The sequence below is a fragment of the Bariatricus sp. HCP28S3_D3 genome, from assembly GCF_052065755.1.
Classification (GTDB): domain Bacteria; phylum Bacillota; class Clostridia; order Lachnospirales; family Lachnospiraceae; genus Allocoprococcus.
Genome location: NZ_JBQHTK010000005.1, coordinates 39,970 through 61,057, shown reverse-complemented (window position 1 = coordinate 61,057; position 21,088 = coordinate 39,970). Strand labels below are relative to the sequence as shown.

The 21,088-nt window shown below is 44.1% G+C and carries 25 protein-coding genes; 1 reads left to right on the top strand and 24 read right to left on the bottom strand.

Going from position 1 to position 21,088, the window contains the following annotated elements; all coding sequences use genetic code 11:
• Positions 1-164 precede the first annotated feature (164 nt).
• The gene (gene lexA, locus ACTNB3_RS05845) at positions 165-782 is read left to right on the top strand and encodes a transcriptional repressor LexA (protein ID WP_427805710.1); all 618 of its coding nucleotides are present in this window, start codon (positions 165-167) and stop codon (positions 780-782) included.
• An 86-nt stretch (positions 783-868) separates the two neighbouring features.
• On the opposite strand, the gene rsfS is transcribed toward lexA, so the two are convergent.
• The 24 genes from rsfS to ACTNB3_RS05725 all read right to left on the bottom strand — a co-directional run bounded on the left by rsfS (position 869) and on the right by ACTNB3_RS05725 (position 21,068).
• On the bottom strand, positions 869-1,228 hold the full coding sequence (gene rsfS / locus ACTNB3_RS05840) for a ribosome silencing factor (protein ID WP_427805709.1): 360 nt from the start codon (positions 1,226-1,228) through the stop codon (positions 869-871).
• Entirely contained in the window at positions 1,228-1,842 is a 615-nt protein-coding gene (gene yqeK, locus ACTNB3_RS05835) for a bis(5'-nucleosyl)-tetraphosphatase (symmetrical) YqeK (RefSeq protein ID WP_427805708.1), read from the bottom strand. Before yqeK ends, rsfS begins: the two co-directional genes overlap by 1 nt.
• Complete coding sequence (gene nadD / locus ACTNB3_RS05830; RefSeq protein WP_427805707.1) at positions 1,814-2,455, bottom strand: nicotinate-nucleotide adenylyltransferase; 642 nt, start codon at positions 2,453-2,455, stop codon at positions 1,814-1,816. Before nadD ends, yqeK begins: the two co-directional genes overlap by 29 nt.
• 42 nt (positions 2,456-2,497) lie before the next feature.
• Positions 2,498-2,788, bottom strand: a complete 291-nt coding sequence (gene yhbY, locus ACTNB3_RS05825; RefSeq protein WP_427805706.1) for a ribosome assembly RNA-binding protein YhbY — start codon at positions 2,786-2,788, stop codon at positions 2,498-2,500.
• 33 nt (positions 2,789-2,821) lie between these two features.
• Entirely contained in the window at positions 2,822-4,105 is a 1,284-nt protein-coding gene (obgE, locus tag ACTNB3_RS05820; RefSeq protein WP_427805705.1) for a GTPase ObgE, read from the bottom strand.
• Positions 4,106-4,172: 67 nt separating this feature from the next.
• Positions 4,173-4,457, bottom strand: coding sequence for a 50S ribosomal protein L27 (gene rpmA / locus ACTNB3_RS05815; RefSeq protein WP_008975781.1), 285 nt, complete (start codon positions 4,455-4,457; stop codon positions 4,173-4,175).
• Between the two features lie 3 nt (positions 4,458-4,460).
• Positions 4,461-4,793: a ribosomal-processing cysteine protease Prp gene (locus ACTNB3_RS05810; protein WP_427805704.1), complete on the bottom strand. Its 333-nt coding sequence runs from the start codon at positions 4,791-4,793 to the stop codon at positions 4,461-4,463.
• Between the two features lie 12 nt (positions 4,794-4,805).
• A complete protein-coding gene (gene rplU / locus ACTNB3_RS05805; protein WP_427805703.1) occupies positions 4,806-5,114 on the bottom strand; it encodes a 50S ribosomal protein L21 in 309 nt (102 codons plus the stop codon).
• Between the two features lie 138 nt (positions 5,115-5,252).
• Positions 5,253-5,690: a CBS domain-containing protein gene (locus ACTNB3_RS05800; RefSeq protein WP_427805702.1), complete on the bottom strand. Its 438-nt coding sequence runs from the start codon at positions 5,688-5,690 to the stop codon at positions 5,253-5,255.
• Between the two features lie 71 nt (positions 5,691-5,761).
• Complete coding sequence (locus ACTNB3_RS05795; RefSeq protein WP_427805701.1) at positions 5,762-7,081, bottom strand: aspartate kinase; 1,320 nt, start codon at positions 7,079-7,081, stop codon at positions 5,762-5,764.
• A 22-nt stretch (positions 7,082-7,103) separates the two neighbouring features.
• The gene (gene ybaK, locus ACTNB3_RS05790; protein ID WP_427805700.1) at positions 7,104-7,586 is read right to left on the bottom strand and encodes a Cys-tRNA(Pro) deacylase; all 483 of its coding nucleotides are present in this window, start codon (positions 7,584-7,586) and stop codon (positions 7,104-7,106) included.
• Complete coding sequence (locus ACTNB3_RS05785) at positions 7,579-8,769, bottom strand: ribonuclease E/G (protein ID WP_427820323.1); 1,191 nt, start codon at positions 8,767-8,769, stop codon at positions 7,579-7,581. The genes ybaK and ACTNB3_RS05785 overlap by 8 nt, the downstream gene beginning before the upstream one ends.
• Before the next feature lie 3 nt (positions 8,770-8,772).
• Positions 8,773-9,486, bottom strand: coding sequence for a TIGR03936 family radical SAM-associated protein (locus ACTNB3_RS05780; RefSeq protein ID WP_441024765.1), 714 nt, complete (start codon positions 9,484-9,486; stop codon positions 8,773-8,775).
• A complete protein-coding gene (locus tag ACTNB3_RS05775; RefSeq protein WP_441024763.1) occupies positions 9,470-11,335 on the bottom strand; it encodes a TIGR03960 family B12-binding radical SAM protein in 1,866 nt (621 codons plus the stop codon). The genes ACTNB3_RS05780 and ACTNB3_RS05775 overlap by 17 nt, the downstream gene beginning before the upstream one ends.
• A 1,088-nt stretch (positions 11,336-12,423) precedes the next feature.
• Positions 12,424-13,143, bottom strand: a complete 720-nt coding sequence (locus tag ACTNB3_RS05770) for a TraX family protein (protein ID WP_441024761.1) — start codon at positions 13,141-13,143, stop codon at positions 12,424-12,426.
• Between the two features lie 94 nt (positions 13,144-13,237).
• Complete coding sequence (locus ACTNB3_RS05765; protein ID WP_441024760.1) at positions 13,238-13,555, bottom strand: hypothetical protein; 318 nt, start codon at positions 13,553-13,555, stop codon at positions 13,238-13,240.
• Between the two features lie 142 nt (positions 13,556-13,697).
• Positions 13,698-14,981 carry a bifunctional phosphoribosyl-AMP cyclohydrolase/phosphoribosyl-ATP diphosphatase HisIE gene (hisIE, locus tag ACTNB3_RS05760; RefSeq protein ID WP_427820535.1) on the bottom strand — a complete coding sequence of 428 codons (1,284 nt, stop codon included), beginning with the start codon at positions 14,979-14,981 and terminating at the stop codon, positions 13,698-13,700.
• 25 nt (positions 14,982-15,006) lie between these two features.
• Complete coding sequence (gene hisB / locus ACTNB3_RS05755) at positions 15,007-15,597, bottom strand: imidazoleglycerol-phosphate dehydratase HisB (RefSeq protein ID WP_427820534.1); 591 nt, start codon at positions 15,595-15,597, stop codon at positions 15,007-15,009.
• 3 nt (positions 15,598-15,600) lie between these two features.
• The gene (hisD, locus tag ACTNB3_RS05750; protein ID WP_427806598.1) at positions 15,601-16,902 is read right to left on the bottom strand and encodes a histidinol dehydrogenase; all 1,302 of its coding nucleotides are present in this window, start codon (positions 16,900-16,902) and stop codon (positions 15,601-15,603) included.
• A 3-nt stretch (positions 16,903-16,905) separates the two neighbouring features.
• Positions 16,906-17,553: an ATP phosphoribosyltransferase gene (gene hisG / locus ACTNB3_RS05745; RefSeq protein ID WP_427806597.1), complete on the bottom strand. Its 648-nt coding sequence runs from the start codon at positions 17,551-17,553 to the stop codon at positions 16,906-16,908.
• Between the two features lie 11 nt (positions 17,554-17,564).
• Entirely contained in the window at positions 17,565-18,812 is a 1,248-nt protein-coding gene (gene hisZ, locus ACTNB3_RS05740; RefSeq protein WP_441024758.1) for an ATP phosphoribosyltransferase regulatory subunit, read from the bottom strand.
• Positions 18,813-18,948: 136 nt separating this feature from the next.
• Positions 18,949-19,491: a Holliday junction resolvase RecU gene (locus ACTNB3_RS05735; RefSeq protein WP_441024757.1), complete on the bottom strand. Its 543-nt coding sequence runs from the start codon at positions 19,489-19,491 to the stop codon at positions 18,949-18,951.
• Positions 19,449-20,480: an RluA family pseudouridine synthase gene (locus ACTNB3_RS05730; protein ID WP_441024755.1), complete on the bottom strand. Its 1,032-nt coding sequence runs from the start codon at positions 20,478-20,480 to the stop codon at positions 19,449-19,451. Before ACTNB3_RS05730 ends, ACTNB3_RS05735 begins: the two co-directional genes overlap by 43 nt.
• Positions 20,481-20,492: 12 nt before the next feature.
• Entirely contained in the window at positions 20,493-21,068 is a 576-nt protein-coding gene (locus ACTNB3_RS05725; RefSeq protein ID WP_427806592.1) for a hypothetical protein, read from the bottom strand.
• Positions 21,069-21,088: the final 20 nt, after the last annotated feature.

Below are 21,088 nucleotides of genomic sequence, written 5' to 3'. Positions count from 1 at the left end.
TGTTTGTCAATAATTAATCGAACATATTTTCTCAAAACATTTGTTTGCTTTTTGGCGGAGAATATGTTATTATTTATTTATCATGTAAGAAGACAAAGCCTCCGGCGGATTGCTGAGGCGTACTTGAACTTACAAATGAGTGACGGATTTAAGGAGGTTTACATATGGGTAATGGTAGAATAACGAAGAAACAGGAGGAGATTTTGGAATATATCAAATCGCAGATACTTGTACGCGGTTTTCCGCCTTCAGTCCGTGAAATTTGTGATGCAGTGGGACTAAAGTCCACTTCTTCCGTTCATTCTCATCTCGAAACCCTTGAGAAGAACGGTTATATTCGGCGAGATCCTACAAAACCGAGAGCAATTGAGATACTGGATGAGAATTTCAATCTTACCAGACGTGAGATGGTACAGGTGCCGATTCTGGGACGTGTGGCTGCAGGGGAGCCGCTTCTTGCACAGGAGAATATTGAGGACTACTTCCCGCTTCCGGTCGAACGTATGCCGAATAATGAGGTGTTCATGCTGGAGGTTCGCGGGGAAAGTATGATCAATGCAGGAATCCTGAGCGGTGATTATGTTGTTGTCGAGAAAAAGAACACTGCTTCTAACGGAGATATGGTTGTAGCCTTAGTAGATGACGGTGCTACGGTCAAGACATTTTACAGAGAAGAAGGTGTGATTCGTCTCCAGCCGGAGAATGATAATATGGAGCCATTTATCTTAAAGGATGTTGAGATCCTTGGAAAAGTAATTGCCGTTATGCGGTTTATGAAATAATAAGAAATGTTTGAAAAAGAGCTGGATCCGGGCTTTATTCCGCCGGGAGCCAGCTCTTTTCTATATATATGATATATGTTTATTGTCTATAGATCATCTACACTGATCTGCTTTCCGTCACGCCAGATTCGTTCCAGATCATAGAACAGACGGTTTTCTTTATCAAAGACATGGACGATAATATCGCCGAAGTCAAGAAGAACCCATCCTCCGCTCCCATATCCTTCTCTCTGCCTGATCTGATACCCTGCTTTATACATCTGTTCTTCTACGTTATCAACGATTGCACGGACCTGGCTTTCATTGGAACCATTTGAAATAATGAAGTAATCAGCGAGCACGGATATCTGTGAGATGTCGATTACACGGATATCCTCTCCTTTTTTATCTGAAATCGCATTACAGGCAATTTTCGCCATATTTCTGGATATATCTTTCTGTTGCATCAGTTTTCCATCCTTTCCGGCGAATCATCAGAAGATTCACCTTTATTTAAATCTCTGTAATATAAAAAAGTCTTTTCAGTCATAGGGTCTACGGTTACACCTTTATTCTCCAGATATGAGAGAGAATCTTCCAATATTCTGTAAAGGCATGCGTCTATATCACAAAAAGCCAGTTTTCTTACTGCCGGCAGATTCGGTGCTTCTGTACGTCCGGGCTCAATGAAATCTGCAATGTATATGATTTTATCCAACAGGCTCATAGCGGGACGACCTGTTGTGTGCGAAGCAATTGCGCGCAGAATTTCCTCATCTTCAATCTGAAATTTTTTCCATGCGACATATGCACCGAGTTTTGCATGAAGAAGTCCGGGATTCGCAAGTTCGGCAGCGGAAATCTGCAAGTGATATTTTTTGCACATTTCAATCTTTTTTTCATTTGGAATGCATTTGGCACAGTCATGTAATAAACCTGCCGTGAGTGCCTGGTCTAAATCACATCCATAACGCATTGCAAGACATCCAGCTGTATGCATCACGCCGATCGTGTGTTCATAACGCTCTTTATCCAAATCTCCTTTAAGTTTTTTACGCATTTTCATTAATGTTTCTGTCATATTCATCACCCTGGTATAAATGTTGATCCTCTATATAATTCAGTACTGCTTTCGGAACAGGAATATTTTTCATATTACCATTTCTTATTGCTTCTCTGATTTCATGGGAGGAAACATGCAGTAATGGAGTTCGGAGAAGACGAATATCGGCTCCGTATTTTCGATTCAGATATTCAATCTTTCCATTCAATTTCCGGCTGTTATCCGCATCATCACGGTAAGCAGCAAGTATGGTTGCAAGCTTCAGAAACTGATCTGGATTCCTCCATTTTTCAATGTCGAACAGAGAATCCGCGCCTAAAATAAAATAGAATTCATGTTGTGGGTAAACACTACGGAAATGCTCCATTGTCTGATAGGAATAGGAAGGTTCCGTCCGGTCAGTTTCATAGGTGCTGATGCGGAAATACGGCACATTTGCAATTGCAAGTTCTGTCATTTTTACACGATCATCTGTGCTTTTTAAAATTGCCGGATTATTTTTGTGAGGCGGGTTCCCGTTCGGAAGAAACCATACTTCATCCAGCTCATAATCACGATATGCGTACTCTCCCAGCATTAGATGACCATTATGAATCGGATCAAAAGTCCCACCCATTATCCCTATCTTCATACTTTATTTCTCCATTGCATTCATCATGTTATAAACATACAATTAAGGAAGAACGATCTTCTTTTTTTCGTCCTTGCCTTCTTTATACAATACGATTTTTTTGCCAATTACCTGAACTACCTGAGAATGGGTACGTTCTGCAAGAATCTCGGCGAGCTGACGAACATCATCTGCACAGTTCTGCAGTACATGAATTTTGATCAGTTCACGAGCTTCCAGTGCTTCTGCCACAGATGCAGTCACTTCCGGCGTTACACTGGATTTCCCGATCTGAAGAATCGGATCCATTGTCATGGCAAGACTTTTTAAATATGCTCTTTGCTTAGATGTCATAGTAATCCCCTTTCTTAATAAAGTCAACGAAATTTAACGATAATATTCAAACTGAAGCCCGTACATTTTAACCGTGTCACCTTCCTGGATACCGGCTTCTTCCAGCTTTTCAAGGATGCCGGCTTCTTTCAGGAATTTCTGGAAGAATGCAAATCCCTTTTCAGAATCCAGATTTGTATAACCCAGCATCTTCTCTATTTTTGGACCTTCAACAACGTACATATCATCAATTATTTCGACAGTATATGGAAGATCGATATGAATCAGCTCTTCCTCCGGGAAGTATTCCTGTTCAAATACGATGGGTTTCTCGTCCATATTCTGGAGTTCGCTGCTCACATAATACAAAAGGTCGCTTAAGCCCTCGCCGGTTACACCGGAGATAGGGAATACTTTGATTCCCTGTGGCTCGAATTCGCTGCGAAGACGTTCTATAGGATCTTCATCTTCCGAATAGATCAGATCGATCTTGTTCGCTGCAATTACCTGTGGGCGGGAGGCAATTTCTTCATTATATGCTTTCAATTCCGCATTGATCTTATAAATATCATCCACCGGGTCACGTCCTTCGGTTCCCGCGGCATCCACGACATGGATCATCAGCTTGGTACGCTCTACATGGCGGAGAAACTCATGTCCAAGTCCAACACCCTCGGATGCACCTTCGATCAGACCTGGAATATCGGCGATTACGAATCCCTTTGCGCCTTCCAGATCCACAACACCAAGATTCGGAGTCAGCGTTGTAAAATGATAATTGGCGATCTTAGGCTGTGCATTTGTCACGCGGGAAAGAAAGGTTGATTTTCCGACATTCGGAAATCCGACCAGTCCTACATCTGCGATGACTTTCAGTTCCAGATTCACCCAAAGCTCCTGTGCCGGTTTTCCCGGCTGCGCATATTTGGGAACCTGCATGGTGGCGGTGGCAAAATGCATATTTCCAAGACCGCCCTTGCCGCCCTTCAGTACGATCTGGCGTGTGTTATCGCCAGACATATCCGCAATGATCTTATTGGTCTCAGCTTCGCGAATGATCGTCCCTTCAGGTACTTTTAAAACGATGTCTTTCGCATCTTTTCCATGGCAGCGTCTCTTGCCGCCCGGTTCTCCGTCCTGAGCTGTAAATTTTCTTTTGTGACGGAAGTCTGCAAGGGTGTTTAATCCTTTGTCTACTTCAAAGATTACGTCCCCGCCGCGTCCGCCATCGCCGCCGTCGGGACCGCCGTTCGGAACATATAATTCCCGTCGAAAGCTGGCATGTCCGTCTCCGCCTTTTCCCGACCGGATATATATTTTAGCTCTGTCTGCAAACATAAATACTCCTTTCCAATTCAAAACAAGGCCTCAAACCCAAAAGTTTGAAGCCTCATGTAAAATCTGCTTATTCAGCTACCGGATAGATAGAAACCTGCTTCTTATCTCTTCCTTTTCTTTCGAAACGAACCACACCATCAACTAATGCAAATAATGTATCGTCTCCACCGCGTCCAACGTTCACACCCGGGTGAATTTTTGTCCCGCGCTGTCTGTAAAGAATATTTCCGGCTTTTACAAATTGTCCGTCTGCTCTTTTGGCACCAAGTCTCTTGGACTCAGAGTCACGTCCGTTCTTTGTAGAACCAACTCCCTTTTTATGAGCAAAAAACTGAAGGTTTAATTTCATCATGGTTTACACCTCCTCAAATATTAAATCAATATACGTGGTATAATCAGAGTCATCTTCCAGGCTTTGAAGACCAAGAATCATGGAATTCAGAAGTAATTCTGTCTCTTCCGTCGGACGGCTCAGCAGTCTGTATTCGATGATGCCCTTCGTATCATCCGAAACCTGGGATGTCTGGGCATCCGTAAACCTTTCGATGGAATTCATGGTATTGATTACGAGCATGGAAACGGCTGCACAGACGATATCCTGTCCGCTGTCTCCGGCCCCTGCATGGTCGAATGTCTTAAAACCAACGCATTCATTTCTCTTGTTTTTATAAATTGTTGTTTTGATCATGACAGATAAGAATTAAGCATTGATCTTTTCGATCTTAACTGCTGTGTACTGCTGTCTGTGACCATTTTTCTTGTGGTAACCTGATTTTCTCTTATACTTGTAAACGATTACCTTTTTAGCCTTTCCATCGCCGATTACGGATGCTTCTACTGTTGCTCCTTCTACGACTGGTGTTCCGACTTTCATCTCATCACCGCTTACTGCAAGAACCTGGTCAAATGTATAAGTCTGTCCGGCTTCCACACCAAGCTTTTCTACTTTAATGATATCGCCTTCGGCTACTTTGTACTGTTTACCACCTGTTGCTATAATTGCGTACATATGGCACCTCCTATTATCATTACTCGCCAACTACGGTGCCTGAAAAATCAGGGCTTTAACCTCGTTGTGCGGCATACTGGTAAATTATATACCAGTATGCCGCACAAAGTCAAGTGTTTTTTAGAAAAAATATTAAATTTACTGTTCTGCTTTTTCAGAAAGAGCAATCCTGCATGCCTTTAATTTATCATAACAGAAACCGATGATATCCTTCCGGGTTATGATACCGATGAAATTATCTTGATCATCAACAACAGGAACAAAGTTCTGTTCCATGGCACGCTCGATCAGATCTTCCATATCCGAGTCTGCCCGAACAGGTCGGTAGTCAAGTCTGCGATGAATCTTTGTAATAGCGATGGTCTCCGCTTCCTTGATATTCATAAGTTTCAAGGACTTCGTTCCCCAGAGAAGATCTCCTTCTGTAATGGTGCCTATGTATTTTCCGTCCCGATTGATCATCGGTATGGACGAATATTTGTGGTATTCCATGATCTCCATTACCTGTCTGAGTGTATGATAATCATAGACGAATGCAAGCTCTGCTTTTGGTTTCAAAAAAAATAATATATTCATTTGTAAATCCTTTCTTATCCAGAAATATTATCTGAGATAAGAATAGCATATTTTACAAGAAAATTGTAGATTTAGATTTGAGTGTTAACAAAAATATCATAAATTGCCTGAATAGCTGCTTCAAAGTCATGCTCTCTCACGCCAATAATGATATTCAGCTCACTGGAACCCTGGTCGATCATTTTCACATTTACGTGTGCGTGAGCCAGTGCAGAGAAAATACGCCCGGCTGTTCCTCTGGTCTGTTTCATTCCTCTTCCAACAACTGCGATCAGCGCAAGATCGGATTCCAGTTCAACATCATCCGGCTCTACTGCACGATGGATTCCGGAAATGACACGCTGCTCATGTTCTTCGAATTCTTCCTGCTGAACAAAAATCGTCATGGTATCAATTCCGGAAGGCATGTGTTCAAATGAGATTCCCTCGTTTTCAAATACCTCCAGGACTTTTCTTCCGAATCCCACTTCCGAGTTCATCATTGCTTTTTCAATCGTTATGGAAGCAAAACCACGTTTTCCGGCTATACCGGTAATCGTGTATTTCGGTTTGCGGCAGGTGCCCTCTACAATCAGCGTCCCCTTTTCTTCCGGTGCATTGGTATTACGGATATTGATCGGAATACCCTCCTTTCGTACCGGGAAGATCGCATCCTCGTGAAGTACGGTCGCACCCATATAGGAAAGCTCTCGTAATTCTTTATAGGTGATTGTCTCAATCCCTTTTGGGTTCTTGATGATACGGGGATCTGCGATCAGGAATCCGGAAACGTCAGTCCAGTTCTCATACATATCCGCATGGATCGCTTTTGCAACAAGGGAGCCGGTTACATCTGAGCCTCCGCGGCTGAAGGTTTTTACATTACCGTTCGGATCTGCACCATAAAATCCCGGAATAACAGCTTTTTCAGTATGCGAAAGACGTTCGGACAAAAGGTCATTCGTTTGATCCACAAGAAGACTGCCGTTTTCGTCAAAGGCGATTACTTCCGCCGCATCGATAAATTCAAATCCAAGATAGTGTGCCATAATAATACCGTTCAGGTATTCACCGCGGGAAGCGGCGTACTCTCTTCCTGCTTTCTGACCGAAGTTCTGTCGGATAATTTCAAACTCTTTATCCAGAGAAAGGTCCAACCCGAGGCCATCGATGATTCCCTGATAACGCTGTTGAATTTCTTCCAGCTGTTTGGTAAAGTTTTTCTCACGCACCGCAGCACCGTAACATTTATAAAGCATATCAGTGACCTTCACATCTTCCGGGAAACGTTTACCCGGTGCAGAAGGGATCACGTATCGTCTGGATTCATCCTCATGAATAATCTGACCGACTTTCTTGAATTGTGCGGCATCAGCCAATGAGCTTCCACCGAATTTTACAACCTTTTTCATTGAAGGTTTCCTCCTTTTCCTCTTATGTATGAATGACATCTGCAAATTTTGCATTTGCCGCTTTTCTTAATCCTTCCGGCGCAAGGGTGAGCTGTGCACCGATCCGGCCTGCACTTACATAAATTTCCTCAAAAGCACATGCCGTTTCATCTATAACAACTGGAAACTGTTTCTTCATACCGATTGCGGTGCATCCGCCTCTGACATAGCCGGTCAGGGGTGTCAGCTCTTTTAAATGTAACATTTCCAGAGATTTTTCGCCAACGGTTTTGGCCGCTTTTTTAAAGTCAATTTCCTTCTCGATTGGAAGTACGAAGACATAATGCTGTCCGCTTTTGCCAGTCGTGACGATGGTTTTATATACCTGTTCATGGGGAAGATTCAGTTTGTCCGCCGTCTCGATCCCGTCTGTAAATTCATCACACTCATACGCCTGGAACTTATATGGAATCTTCATTCGGTCCAGAATACGCATCGCATTCGTTTTAATTTCTTTCTTAGCCATATAAACTCTCCTTCAGTGTTTTCCTGATTTTTTTTCGTGTAATCTCAACGAGCTGCAGTTTAGTCATTTCCACTACATGACCGGGATTCGGATCCATGGAAAGAAGCATCTGCAGTTCGTGTAATAATTCATTTTTTTCCGCTTCCGTGTCCATGTTGATGAAATCAATGAGAATGATACCGGACAGATTGCGAAGCCGGATCTGTCTTGCGGCTTCTTTTGCAGCCTCCCGGTTGATGTCTGCAAATAGTTTTTTCTTTTTCAGGCATTTCCCGGAATTCACATCGATCACAGTAAGTGCCTCGGTTGGCTGGATCACCAGATAGGCTCCGGAGGGCATCCATACTTTTTCCGAAAGCGCGTCATCAGTCGCTTTCTCGAGACTGTAACACTTGCATAGTGGATAGGACGCATCCGTATACGCGCGAAGAAGCTTCAGGTCTTCCGGCTGTTCCTGCGTAAGAAATGCTTCTGTCTTATTGTAAAGCAGTCCATTTTGGGCAACGGCATCGACAAGGATTTCCGTAAGCCCCTGTCGATAAAGATTCTTAAGCGATAAAAGCCAATCATCCGGCACATGGGAAACACAACTGAAACAGGTACGGTTTTTACCATATGTAAGAACGCGGTGAAACTCTTCTTCCAGCATCTGTATTTCCGAAAGAATCCTGTCATCCGGTGCCTCGCCGGCATTGGTTCGAAAAATCATTCCATAATCCTTGTCGGCAAATGATTGACCAAGTGCAAGCAGCCGTTCTCTCTGATCCCGGGAAAGCTTTGCGGAAACGCCGATCTGACGGTTCCCGGAACTGAGGATTACATATTTCCCGACAAAATTCAGATCGCCGCTCACCGTAGGCTGCTTTGTCTTGACTGCCTCTTTGCGCACCTGAACCAGAAGCTCATCTCCCACATTCAGGTTCTTTTTGCCATGTTTGTCCGTAAAATACGGCTCTGCTTTTTCTTCGAGTGAATAGTAGCACTCTACACCATTTTTTATTTCGATAAATGCACCGTTGATATTCGGAAGAATCTTCCGGACTTTTCCGATATAGATCTCACCGATTCTGCATGCTTTTGTATCACGTAAGGGACTGTAATGCAATTCTGCAATTTTCCCGTCCTCCTGAAGTGCGGTCAGGATGTGTCCCCGACATTCGGTTATCAATAATTTTCGTTCCATTGGTCAGATAATCTCCGTTCCAAGAGCAGAAAGCGGCACAAAGTCCGGATATTCTTCACTTCCGGTATTGGCCAGCGTTTCCAGCCGATGATGGGCAAATTCAATCCCATCCGTTTCTTCACCGAGCATATTCATATATTCAAGGAAGGCTTCCAGAACAGGTTCCGGTTTCAGATTCTGCACACTTCCGGCCGCAACCCGCATGTAGATTCCTTCACCCTGAGGATGAAGATCATAAATGATGGGACGTAAGTTGACTTCCTTTTCGCTTTTCTTTGTTGTTTTAAGGATAAAGATTTCATCCTGCGCATAAAAGTGTTCGAGATGCTTCTGCCATCCTTCCGGAAGAACGCCTTTTTTTACTATTGAAAGGTAGTCTGCCCCGGCAACGATCGTCATCCCTTTGCTTTTCTTGTCATCCGGAATTTCCACAAAGCCGGTCACTTCCATACCTTCTACCATCTGCTCATTCAGACGGCGGATGGCTTCTTTGCTGGCGATCGGTTCAGTGAGCTCGATGTCAAAGTATTCTCCGTCACTTGTAAGACCGACGCCGAGCGGATTTGCAAAGGACATGATCATATGCGGACTGTAGCCTCCGGTAAATGCGATCGGTATCTGTGCACGGCGGATCGCTTTCTGAAAATAGCGCATAATGTCCAGATGTCCGATGAATTTCATGACACCGTTTTTGCGGAATTTAATTCTTGCCTTCATAGCAGACACCTCCTCCATAGCTTGCAGCGCCGCAGCCGGAACACTGTCTGCGGCAGTTCGGGGTCACTTCCCCGTTCATGGCTCTCTCCCACTCTTTTCTGAGGAAGGACTTGGTCACGCCACAATCGATAAAATCCCATGGGAAGATCTCGTCCGCTTCCCGTTTACGCAGATTGTAGAAATCCGGATCGATTCCTGTATTTTCAAACGCCTGCATCCACAGATCATAGCGGAAATGTTCATTCCAGGAATCGTAAATACATCCAAGACGGTAGGCCTCTTCCAGAACCGTGCCCATCTTCCGGTCCCCGCGGGCAAATACGCCTTCCAGCACCGTGAGCTCAGCCGTGTGCCAGTTATAGCGCAGGCTTTTCCGGTTCAGCTGGTTGCGCATCGCTTCCTGAACGATTCCAGCTCGGCGAACATATTCGTCGGCAGGATACATCTGAGCCCACTGAAGCGGAGAAAACGGCTTTGGTACAAAGAACGAACTGCTGGCCGTGATCTGGCATTTCCCATTGCGCTGTTCCTTCGGAATCTCGTAATATCTGCGGGCAACTTTATCAGAAAGGACCGCGATTCCTTCCATATCTTCCTCTGTCTCGGTGGGCAGCCCCAGCATGAAATAAAGCTTCACCTTATTCCAGCCGCCTTCAAAGGCCTGTCCCGCTCCTTCCAGAATTTCTTCTTCCGTAAGACCTTTATTGATCACATTTCGCATCCGCTGCGTACCGGCTTCCGGGGCAAACGTAAGACTGCTCTTACGGATATCCTGGATCTTGCTCATGACATCCAGCGAAAAAGCATCAATTCGAAGCGAAGGAAGGGAAATATTTACACCCTGCCCGTGAAATTCATCGATCAGAAAATTCACGATCTCTTCTAATTCATTGTAATCACTGGAACTCAACGAACTTAAAGTAATTTCTTCATGTCCCGTATTCCGGAGCATCGCTCTTGCGGTCTCCTTCAGCATATTGATATCCCGCGGTCTCGTCGGCCGATACACCATTCCCGCCTGACAGAAACGGCATCCACGGATACAGCCTCTCTGAATTTCAAGAACCGCCCGATCCTGTGTCACCTTGATAAATGGTACGATCGGCTTCAGCGGGTAGGTCGTTGTACTCATATCCGCTAAGGCCTGGCGGCGTATCTTTTCTTTCGCATGCGCATTTACCGGTGTAAATGCTGCAATCGTTCCATCCGGATTGTAATCGGCACGATAGAAAGAAGGCACATAGATTCCCTCAATCTCCGCAGCCATCTCCAGAAATGCAGTCCGGTCTTTGCCGGAATCCTTCCATTTTTTATATGCATCAAAAAGTTCGTCATATACCACTTCTCCTTCTCCGATGTAGAACATGTCGAAGAAATCTGCAAGCGGCTCCGGATTATAGGCACAAGGGCCTCCTCCGATAACAAAAGGATCATCCAGAGTACGATCACTGCTGTGAAGCGGGATCCCGGAAAGATCCAGCACCTGTAAAATGTTCGTATAGCACATCTCAAACTGGAGTGTGAAGCCAAGGAAATCGAACTTTTTCACAGGATCCTGAGATTCCAATGCGAAAAGCGGAATATGTTCCTCACGCATGATCTTGTCCAGATCCACCCACGGCGAAAAGACACGCTCACACCAGACGTCATCACGGCGATTGAACATGTCATAAAGGATCTGGAGTCCGAGGTGGGACATTCCAATTTCGTAGACCTCAGGGAAACAGAAGGCAAAGCGGATGTCCACTTTTTCGGAATCTTTGATTGTAGAATTGACTTCGTTGCCGATGTATCTGGCAGGTTTATCTACTTTTAATAAAATATCATCGCTTAATGCTAGCTTTTTCATAAATTATATACCTCAAATTACGCAATTTAACAATCGTAAAGTCAACGTCAGAATAAATTGTACTATAAAGTTTCTTTTATGTCAAAACATCAATATATACAAAATAGTTAGCTTAAAAAAACAATATTCTATCACTAAATTATAAGTAAGTGGCCAGGGAGCATTCCCCCTGTCTCTTCTTTCTTTAAACCCAATAAATCCACGGACACACTGTCACCTGTAAATTAGCCTGGCTCTGCCTGCATCCGCAGCGGATACCTCTTATCCGACCATTGAAAGCGGTGTTAAGGAGATTCAAAAATATGGAAACATTGTTTGAAGCGGAATGGCGCTCCGTTCCTCCGGAACGGATGCGCAGTTCTTGCGGAATATGCATCCCATCCCTACTTATTGTAGTTTCCACACCAAACAATTACTACAGAAATTATAGCACGCTTGTTTTCCAATGAATTCTCAGAATAAATAAAGTAAAACCACAGAAAAAGAGAAAAGCCTGCAAACTAAATGTCCTATGCATTTAGCTTGCAAGCTTTAATCCTAACAATCAACTATGACAAATCATTGAATTAAGGAAATCATTGAAAATAACTTCTTCATATTCAAAAAGAGCATCATCAATTGCCTGAATTTCTCTCTTCCCCTTTTCCACAGTGATTGAGATGATTTTCTTATTTCCGTTTTCTTTCGTATGATATTTTATCAGATCTTCAAATTTTTTTTTCCAGAACGATAATGCAATTCATTTGCAGGACTAAGAAAATACTGGTCATAAAAATCAGAGAAAGAGCGATTATTTTTATTTGTAATGTAAAATTTCATGCACAATAGTACATTTGAATTCCTACATATGATATGCACTAAAGTTGTAAGATTATTTTCCCTCTTATAATATATAGATAAATTAGACATAGTATTTATTATTTCCGCATAATTTCCTATTTCTGCATTTATCTCCGAAACTAACATATTAATTCCTGTCACACTTAAATGTAATATTTCACTTAATTCTCTGCTAGTAACATCATTCAGTATAACATATCGAGTAAAAAAACTCCAGATGAAACAGAATGAATCATTTTTTTTAAGAATCACATCTTTAACAAAAAGACAATTGCAGACAGAACCAGTAAATGAAGTGGATAAAATATATAAAACCAATTTCTTGGAAGCCGGCCGTCACCCTTTTCACCGTTATATTTCCCGACAAGAATGAATGCGAGAGCGGCCGTTAATTCATAAAGTGAGAGAACAGCTCCGGCAATACACTGTTTTTTACGATCCTTCCGGAACAAATACAAGGCTGCGATCAGAAGGATCCCCATATAGGAATAATCAAACCGGCCCGCCGTGGCTGCCGCGCATCCCGCCAGGATGGCTGCTGCCATCATGAAACTGCGTATCAGAGGCGAATGCTCCAGTGTTTCCGCCTTCTCAAGCGCGTAAAGCAGCAGGATTCCGGTAAAAAGGGTAAAGAACACATTCTGCCTTTGCAGATCTAATTTGCCGAAAAAGGCTAAATCGAACGGGATTTCGGAAATCAGGGTAAAGCAGCCCATACGCATCAGATATTTTCTGCGGTCTTCGGTGTGGCAAAACCCTTCGATCAGCAGGAAACAGATGAGCGGAAAAGAGATCCGCCCGATCAGCCGGCAAGCTACGGCCAGCATACGAAAGCCGGTAATCTGATAAAGGGAAGTATTTTCAATCAGTACCGCACCGGCATGGTCTATCAGCATGGACCACATAGCCCAGAGCTTTAGATCCGCTCCATGATAAGTTCTTTTTTTCATCATCAGCATTTTATTCATATGACTCCTTTTTTATTTCTGGTGTATACTATAAATTCTTACAGCCAAAAAGTCAATTCATACGCTGGTTTTTAAATCCGGTTTTGATTCCATTTCAGGGAAGCAGATCCAGAAATTGATTGACATAGCTTCTGTAATCCGGCTGTGCCTGAATTTCTTCCATAATCTCCGTCTGGGAGAATTTCCATATGTGCTGGTTGCTGTAGTCCGCGGATAGGAAAACTGCAAAAAGGATCAGACTCAGCAGAATCCGGGCTCCCAGTGTTCCGGACGGCGTATGTACGGATTCTTCGCCATAAAGGCTGTGGTAAAGTGCACGGTAGCGGGGATGGACAGCCGGAGTACTCCCGCTCATTCCCATTTCCCTGGCCGCACGCAATAGTTCTTCTCTTTGCTTTTGGGTATTTGGCATGATGGATCGCTCCTTTCAATCAGGGTAGGCATGCTTTTTCGTGCAAAAAAATAAGCCGGCATATATCTTAAGAAAATATATGCCGGGCTGTCGGTTTCTATGAGTTCGGTTTTAGTGGGGACATTGAGACACGTTTTTCTCTTTATCTGTCCGCAAGTTCCCTTACGATATCGTCCCAGGTTACACCGCGTTCTACCATAAGAACCATTGCATGATAAAGGAAATCGGAGATCTCGTACTTGATCTCTTCCGGATTCGGATTCTTGGCCGCAATCACGATCTCGGTTGCTTCCTCTCCTACTTTTTTCAGGATCTTATCGATTCCCTTATCGAAAAGATAATTCGTGTAAGAACCTTCTTTTGGATGTATTTTCCGATCCTGAATCGTCTGGTAAACACTTTCAAATACCTGAAGCGGGTTGGTCTCGTCGTAATCGTTGCCCACCACCGGCTGGAAGAAACAGGTCGGATTGCCGGTATGGCAGGCTACGCCTACCTGATCCACCTTTGCGAGTAAGGTATCCTTGTCACAGTCAATAGTGAGGGATTTAACATACTGGAAATGACCGGAGGTCTCTCCTTTCGTCCAGAGGCATTGACGGCTGCGGCTGAAATAGGTCATCCTTCCGGATTTGACAGTCTGTTCAAACGCCTCCTGATTCATATATGCCAACATCAATACTTCAGATGTCTTATAGTGCTGTACGATAACCGGAAGCAGTCCATCCGAATTTAGTTTGAATTCGGAGAAATCCATCTTGCTTTCGAAGGATGTCATTCGAATTCCTTCCTTAGCGCAAGTTTCCTTATAGGCGGTGAAATCCATTCCTTTCTGGCTTACATAGCGTCCGGAGAGTCCCTTGACACCCGGACATTTCAGAATTTTAAGAAGCTCCGGTTCTTCCAGTGTATCGGTAACCACAACACATGGTATATCCGTGATATTCATGACCGAATCCAGATCCAGTCTGTGCATGAAAATGATCTCGCTGCTGTAGTTTTGAATGGTATGCTGCTGTTTAAAAAGTGCATCAAAATCATTTAAAGACACTGCGATTTTATCTTTTCCAAAACGTTTGGAAACCTCTTCCATCAGTTTTCCGGCATCCGGTTTGGAGAAATTCAGCATGGCGCGTTTGGCACCTGCATAGAGAATTTTCTTTACATCTTCCTGTCGTCTGATATTTCCCCCTGCAACCATCGGGATCTGGATAACACGGTTGATTTTTTTCATCAGATCGATGGACTCGTCGTGATCGTCATCGGAGTTGGAAAGGTCGAACACAAGAAGTTCATCCGCACCGTGATCGTTGTACTCCTTCGCCAGGGCTACTACATCATCGGATACAATTTCCATATTGTCAAACCATTTTACAGCTTTCCCTTTATTGATGAAAATACAGGGAATTAATCTTTTATAACTCATGTTGTACTCCTTTTTTCGTCGTTTCTTATAAGGTCCCCTTCGTTGACCATACATCTTTCATCCGGGGTTCTTCCATGACAGCCATATCCAGTGCTTTTCCAAATGCTTTGAATAAAGCTTCGGCCATGTGATGATTGTTGATGCCATCCAGTATTTTCAAATGGAGGTTCATGGCTGCACTGTAGGAAACGGCATAGAAGAATTCACGTATCATCTCTGTATCCATCTCTCCGATCCGCTCGGTAGTAAAGGACGCATCATAATTCAGATAAGGTCTGCCGGACAGGTCAATGGCGCACAGAGCCAGGGTCTCATCCATCGGAAGCAGAAAATGCCCATAGCGTTTGATACCTTTTTTCTCACCAAGGGCTTTCTGAATCGCCTGTCCGAGCACAATTCCGGTATCTTCAATGGTATGATGACAATCCACATCAAGGTCCCCGTTTACTTTGACTTTCAAGTCGAAAAGTCCGTGACGGGCAAAACCGGAAAGCATATGATCGAAGAAACCGATTCCGGTGGAAATATCAGTCATACCCTGTCCGTCCAGATTCAGCTCGACGGTAATCTGTGTTTCTTTTGTAATTCTTTCAACTATTGCACTTCGATCCGGCATATTCTATTCCTCCTCATTTTCAAAACGAACATGTACGGAATTGGCATGTGCGGTAAGCTGTTCTGCTTTTGCAAAGGCTTCGATATCTTTGTGAACCCTGGAAAGGGCATCTTTGGAGTAAGAAATAATACTGGACTTCTTCACAAAATCGTCTACGGAGAGCGGTGAGAAGAATTTGGCCGTTCCATTGGTCGGCAGGATATGGTTCGGCCCCGCAAAATAATCTCCAAGAGGTTCGCTTGCGTATTCTCCGATGAAAATCGCTCCCGCATTACGAATCTTAGTCATCACTTCAAATGGATTCTTAGTCTGGATCTCCAAATGTTCGGAAGCGATCTCATTTGCCACATCGATCACATCATCCATCGTATCTGCAATCAGAATATAACCATAGTTGTCGAGAGATTTTGCAATGATCTCAGACCGGGAAAGAACTTTCAGGAATCCGTCCACTTCGTTGGAAACAGCTTTTGCAAGTTCCTCGCTTGTAGTAACCAGGATCGCAGAAGCCAGTTCATCATGTTCCGCCTGAGACAACAGGTCTGCGGCTACATATCTTGGATTTGCAGTTTCATCGGCAATCACCAGAATCTCGCTTGGGCCGGCGATGGAATCGATGCTTACATGTCCATAGACCGCCTTCTTTGCAAGTGCCACATAAATATTTCCCGGGCCCACGATCTTATCTACTTTTGGAATGGATTCCGTTCCGTACGCAAGGGCTCCGATTGCCTGTGCCCCGCCTACTTTATAGATTTTATCGACTCCTGCTTCTTTTGCCGCAACCAGCGTATTGGGACTGATCTTTCCTTCTTTACCTGGTGGTGTAACCATAATGATCTCATCCACACCGGCAACCTTTGCAGGCATGACGTTCATAAGTACGGAAGACGGGTAGACTGCTTTTCCGCCCGGTACATAGACTCCGACTCTCTGAAGCGGTGTGACTTTCTGTCCAAGGATGGTTCCATCCGGTTTGCTGTCGAACCAGCTGTTCTGACGCTGTTTTGCATGGAAATTTTCAATGTTGTTACGGGCTTTGCGGATCACATCCAGCAGGGAAGCATCCACTTCCTGATAGGCCTCTTCGATCTCTGCTTCGGTCACCAGAATGTTGTCCGCTGAAATCTCAGCTCCGTCGAATTTTCTGGTAAAAGCAAACACAGCTTCGTCTTTTTTCTCTTTCACTTCGTTCAGAATGGACTGTACGCTTGCTTCATACTGTCCATAGCTGTTCGGACTTCTTTTCAGAAGATCCTCAAGAAGATTCTGTTTCGTATCTTTATTCAGCTTTTGTATTCTCATCGTCTATTCTTCTCCTTTCAAAATCGTACGCATATTCATCAGAAGTTCTTTGATTCGTTTGTTCTCCAGACGCATACTGACCGGATTGACGATCATACGCGCAGAAAGCGGACAAACCTCTTCCAACACCGTCAGACCGTTTTCACGCAGAGTAGATCCGGTTTCCACGATGTCAACGATTACTTCGGAAAGTCCGACGATTGGTGCCAGTTCAATAGAACCGTTGAGCTTGATGATCTCCACAGTCTGATGTCGGGTGTTGTAGAAATAGTCCTTTGCAATCGCCGGGTATTTCGTTGCAACCCGGATCAGTTCGTGGTTATCCAGGCAAGATCTGGCTTCGGCAGGACCGCACACACACATCCGGCATTTCCCGAATCCGAGATCCAGTACTTCATGCACTTTTCTGCCGGCTTCCAGAATGGTGTCCTTTCCGACAACACCGATATCTGCCGCACCATATTCTACATAGGTTGGCACATCCGGCCCTTTTGATAAAAAGAATTTCAGTTTCAGTTCTTCGTTTACAAAAATCAGTTTCCGGGAATCTTTATCCTTCATCTCGTCACAGGTAATTCCCATCTGCTCTAACAGTTCCAGCGTCTGTCTTGCAAGTCGTCCCTTACAGAGGGCAAATGTTAAATATCTCATGTCCTTCATCGTTAATCCCTACTTTTTATAATTTTCTGTTCACCGGTCTGAAGATTGAACATTCGTATCTGACTGGTATTTTGAAGATACAAAAGTCCTCCAGCAAGCGTTCGTTTACCGTAGTCGATATAGAACTCGACCGAACGGTCCTCTTCTTTCATCAGTAATTCTGTGTTTTTATCTTTGCTTCGGAATTCGCGCGCCAGCAGTACAGCATCTTTCTGCCGTCCTTCATCGTAAATGATGAGCGTATTCTTCTGACCATGAGGGATCCGGATCTTCTGGCGCTGCAGTGCGTTCATCAGATCATCGATCACGATTGCAAATCCGATGGAAGGCATGGTTCTTCCGAACTTTTCCACCAGCTGGTCGTAACGTCCGCCCTTTACAATGGCATCGCCCGTTCCGAAGGTATAGCCCCGGAAAATGATTCCGGTATAGTATCCGTATGTTCCGCACATACTCAGGTCAAAACTGATATAGTCGGATACATTGTAAGCTTTCAATACTTCATAAATGGCTTCCAGACGTTTGACTGCTTTGAGTGCTTTCGAATTCGGAGCGATCCGTTTCGCCTGTTCAAGGATCTCCACACCGCCCAGAAGTTCGGGAAGAGCTGAAAATGCTTCGCGTGAGCTTTTCTTTACTTCCGCCTCCTGGAGCAGTTCATCCATTCCGAAATAGTTCCGGTTAGCGATCAGCTCACGAAGGCGTTGTTCGGTCTCTTCGTCTACCTGTGCATCCTCCATCAGACTCTGATAGAAATCCACGTTGCCGACGTTGATCTGGAATTCCTCCAGCCCTGCCTTCTTCAGACAGTCAACAACCAGTGCCAGCATCTCTGCATCGGCATCCACATTATCAAGTCCGAGAAATTCGGCTCCGAGCTGGGTCGTCTCACGCAGTCTTCCCCGATAGCTGGAATGGTTGATAAAAGTATTTCCGACATAGCACAGACGAGCCGGGAATTCATGTTCCCCGAGAAGCGTCGCCGCAACACGGGCAATCTGTGGTGTCATATCCGGCCTCAGAACAAGTGTGTTCCCCTCCCGGTCAAAAAATTTATATAATTCCCTGGAAGGTATCGTTCCGATCTCTTTGCGGAATACGTCAAAAAATTCAAAAGTCGGTGTCTGAATATCGTGATATCCGTATAAATGGAGTACTTTATGGAGACGGTTTGTCAGTGCAAGCTTTCTGGCACACTCATCCTTATAAATATCTCTTACGCCTTCCGGGGTATGTAATAACTGCTTCATAAATTGATAACTCCTTTTTAGATTCTGATTTTATTCTCTCTTCAGAAATGCAACAGGCATTGTGTGAATATTCACTTTAGTATGCTACCATGCTAAATAAAGCCTTGTTGTATTATAAGTACTTTCCTGATAATTGTCAAGGTGTATCTTCCCGCAAATCCAGGTCTTTTTGTATCATGTCAAGATACGGTACATAGATCCCGCCTTTTAACTGCATGAAAAAAGATGGATCCAGTTCTTCCAGTCTCACGCTTTTTCGCCCGCCCTCCTGTCCGCGCATCCAGAATTGTCTCAGTTCCTGAAAGCGCATATAATAGAGTTCGTTCCGTGCACTGTAATAAATGATAATAAACGAAATGCCGTCCTGTTTCTCAAAATTTTCCATAAATGTGACCTGATGATCATGGATGTTGTGAAGCGGAAAGGTATCTGTATTACATTCTTTCGCATCGAAACAGACGGGAATTCCCTGGACGGCTCCGATATAATCCACGGTACTCCTCTGATCGAAATACGCCAGTGTAATATGGCGGTTTTCCTTGTCCATCCGGACAGGTGTGATCGGGGTCGGGATCTTCTGGATCAGGGCAAGGCCCTGATCCAGATAGCGTTCATTGGTACGGTTAATAAAATCTTCTAGCGTTGAACCGCGCAGTCCTCTTGAATTCCAGGTTGCCATGCCAGATGTTCTCCTTTTATAATCTGTTCCATCATTTCAGGAATCGGAGCAGTCACTGTTTTGCCGGATAATCCCGAAAGGGCTCCATCGCAGATCGGGAACTCCATCTTCCATGCATGAAGGAGTTGTGCTTCTAAGTGATAGCTCTTTTTGAAATAAGAATTGACTCCGAACGAACCGTATTTATAGTCTCCAATCACTGCATGCCCGATAGATGCAAGGTGTGCACGGATCTGATGGGTCCTTCCGGTGATCAAATGTACTTCAAGAAGTGTCTGTCTGCCGTTTGAGGCAAGGGGACGATAAGCCGTCTCAATTTCCTGCATCCGGGGCTCTTCTGTCTGACTGATTCTTACCTTATTGGTCTGTTCGTCTTTCACCAGCCATCCGTGGATATGTGTTTCTTTGGTAAGTTCACCGTTTACAATGGTAAGATAGTACTTTTTCATCGTTCTTAAGCGAAACATTTCCCCAAGCTGCTGCAAAGCGCGAAGTGTCTTTCCCGCAGCGACCAGGCCGCTTGTATTCCGATCTAGACGGTTACAGATACCGGGCTTAAAGCTTTTTAGTTCTTTTAAGGAGAGCGATCCGCTTTTGAGCATATACGCAATCACATATTCGTTGAGTGAAATATCCTGTGGTTTTGCTTTCTGAGAAAGCATCCCGGAAGGTTTGTCGACAAGAAGAACCTCTGAATCCTCGTACAGAACCTGAAATGGAGTTTTTTGCTCTTTCAGACGCAGAAATTCATTCTGAATCGTCTCTTTTTTGCCTGAAAATTTTTGTATGGTTTCTTCCGCAAGAAAGAGTGTGATCTCATCTCCGGCTTTCAGTTTTTCATTTCCCTGAGCTCTTGCTCCATTTAATTTAATATTTTTCTTCCGAAGCATTTTATAGAAAAAGCTTTTTGGAGCTTCGCTTAAGTGTTTGGCCAGTAATTTGTCAAGACGTTGTCCGGCCTCGTTTGGTGAAACGATGATTTTCTGCATGACGGTCTCCTTCTACAGAGAAATATCCATTATAATCTGCTTGATATCATCTTCCAGACGCTGCTGATCTGCGCGTTCAACTGCGGCAATGTTATTCATTCCTTCAGCTCTGCTAAGAAAAGCAACATAATCATGGAAAATCTTAACGGTTACTTTCTCAATTTTATTCTGTGCAAGTATGGACTTGATATGCCTTGCGCAGTAATTCGTATCGACCTTTTTGTTTCGGGCATATCCACAGATCGTTTTACCTGAAATGGCAATTGCATCAACCGGCATCGCTTTTCGTTCACTGGTGATGACCAGGTCATAGAGCATCGTCAGGTATTCCGTCACACCGGAAATCTCAAGCTCTGTCGCCTCATCCATGGAATGGTGCGGAAGGAGCATGATCAGATTGACCAGTGCTCTGCATGCCGGTAAGCATGCAAGGATGGCTACCAGTGTAAATATATTCAGTCTTGTATGGTTCAGAAGATATCCGGCAATAAGAAGCCCTCCGATCAGAGATGCCTCCAGAATCAGCTCGATCATAAGCTGAACTTTTCTTTTTTTCAGATATCCTGCTTCTCCCTTATGTATTTTCATTTGTTATCCCGCCTTACTTT

Coding starts and splice junctions, on each gene's coding strand:
- lexA (WP_427805710.1), top strand. CDS start 165: ATGGGTAATGGTAGAATAACGAAGAAACAGGAGGAGATTTTGGAATAT.
- rsfS (WP_427805709.1), bottom strand. CDS start 1,228: ATGCAACAGAAAGATATATCCAGAAATATGGCGAAAATTGCCTGTAAT.
- yqeK (WP_427805708.1), bottom strand. CDS start 1,842: ATGACAGAAACATTAATGAAAATGCGTAAAAAACTTAAAGGAGATTTG.
- nadD (WP_427805707.1), bottom strand. CDS start 2,455: ATGAAGATAGGGATAATGGGTGGGACTTTTGATCCGATTCATAATGGT.
- yhbY (WP_427805706.1), bottom strand. CDS start 2,788: ATGACATCTAAGCAAAGAGCATATTTAAAAAGTCTTGCCATGACAATG.
- obgE (WP_427805705.1), bottom strand. CDS start 4,105: ATGTTTGCAGACAGAGCTAAAATATATATCCGGTCGGGAAAAGGCGGA.
- rpmA (WP_008975781.1), bottom strand. CDS start 4,457: ATGATGAAATTAAACCTTCAGTTTTTTGCTCATAAAAAGGGAGTTGGT.
- ACTNB3_RS05810 (WP_427805704.1), bottom strand. CDS start 4,793: ATGATCAAAACAACAATTTATAAAAACAAGAGAAATGAATGCGTTGGT.
- rplU (WP_427805703.1), bottom strand. CDS start 5,114: ATGTACGCAATTATAGCAACAGGTGGTAAACAGTACAAAGTAGCCGAA.
- ACTNB3_RS05800 (WP_427805702.1), bottom strand. CDS start 5,690: ATGAATATATTATTTTTTTTGAAACCAAAAGCAGAGCTTGCATTCGTC.
- ACTNB3_RS05795 (WP_427805701.1), bottom strand. CDS start 7,081: ATGAAAAAGGTTGTAAAATTCGGTGGAAGCTCATTGGCTGATGCCGCA.
- ybaK (WP_427805700.1), bottom strand. CDS start 7,586: ATGGCTAAGAAAGAAATTAAAACGAATGCGATGCGTATTCTGGACCGA.
- ACTNB3_RS05785 (WP_427820323.1), bottom strand. CDS start 8,769: ATGGAACGAAAATTATTGATAACCGAATGTCGGGGACACATCCTGACC.
- ACTNB3_RS05780 (WP_441024765.1), bottom strand. CDS start 9,486: ATGAAGGCAAGAATTAAATTCCGCAAAAACGGTGTCATGAAATTCATC.
- ACTNB3_RS05775 (WP_441024763.1), bottom strand. CDS start 11,335: ATGAAAAAGCTAGCATTAAGCGATGATATTTTATTAAAAGTAGATAAA.
- ACTNB3_RS05770 (WP_441024761.1), bottom strand. CDS start 13,143: ATGAATAAAATGCTGATGATGAAAAAAAGAACTTATCATGGAGCGGAT.
- ACTNB3_RS05765 (WP_441024760.1), bottom strand. CDS start 13,555: ATGCCAAATACCCAAAAGCAAAGAGAAGAACTATTGCGTGCGGCCAGG.
- hisIE (WP_427820535.1), bottom strand. CDS start 14,981: ATGAGTTATAAAAGATTAATTCCCTGTATTTTCATCAATAAAGGGAAA.
- hisB (WP_427820534.1), bottom strand. CDS start 15,597: ATGCCGGATCGAAGTGCAATAGTTGAAAGAATTACAAAAGAAACACAG.
- hisD (WP_427806598.1), bottom strand. CDS start 16,902: ATGAGAATACAAAAGCTGAATAAAGATACGAAACAGAATCTTCTTGAG.
- hisG (WP_427806597.1), bottom strand. CDS start 17,553: ATGAGATATTTAACATTTGCCCTCTGTAAGGGACGACTTGCAAGACAG.
- hisZ (WP_441024758.1), bottom strand. CDS start 18,812: ATGAAGCAGTTATTACATACCCCGGAAGGCGTAAGAGATATTTATAAG.
- ACTNB3_RS05735 (WP_441024757.1), bottom strand. CDS start 19,491: ATGGCAACCTGGAATTCAAGAGGACTGCGCGGTTCAACGCTAGAAGAT.
- ACTNB3_RS05730 (WP_441024755.1), bottom strand. CDS start 20,480: ATGCAGAAAATCATCGTTTCACCAAACGAGGCCGGACAACGTCTTGAC.
- ACTNB3_RS05725 (WP_427806592.1), bottom strand. CDS start 21,068: ATGAAAATACATAAGGGAGAAGCAGGATATCTGAAAAAAAGAAAAGTT.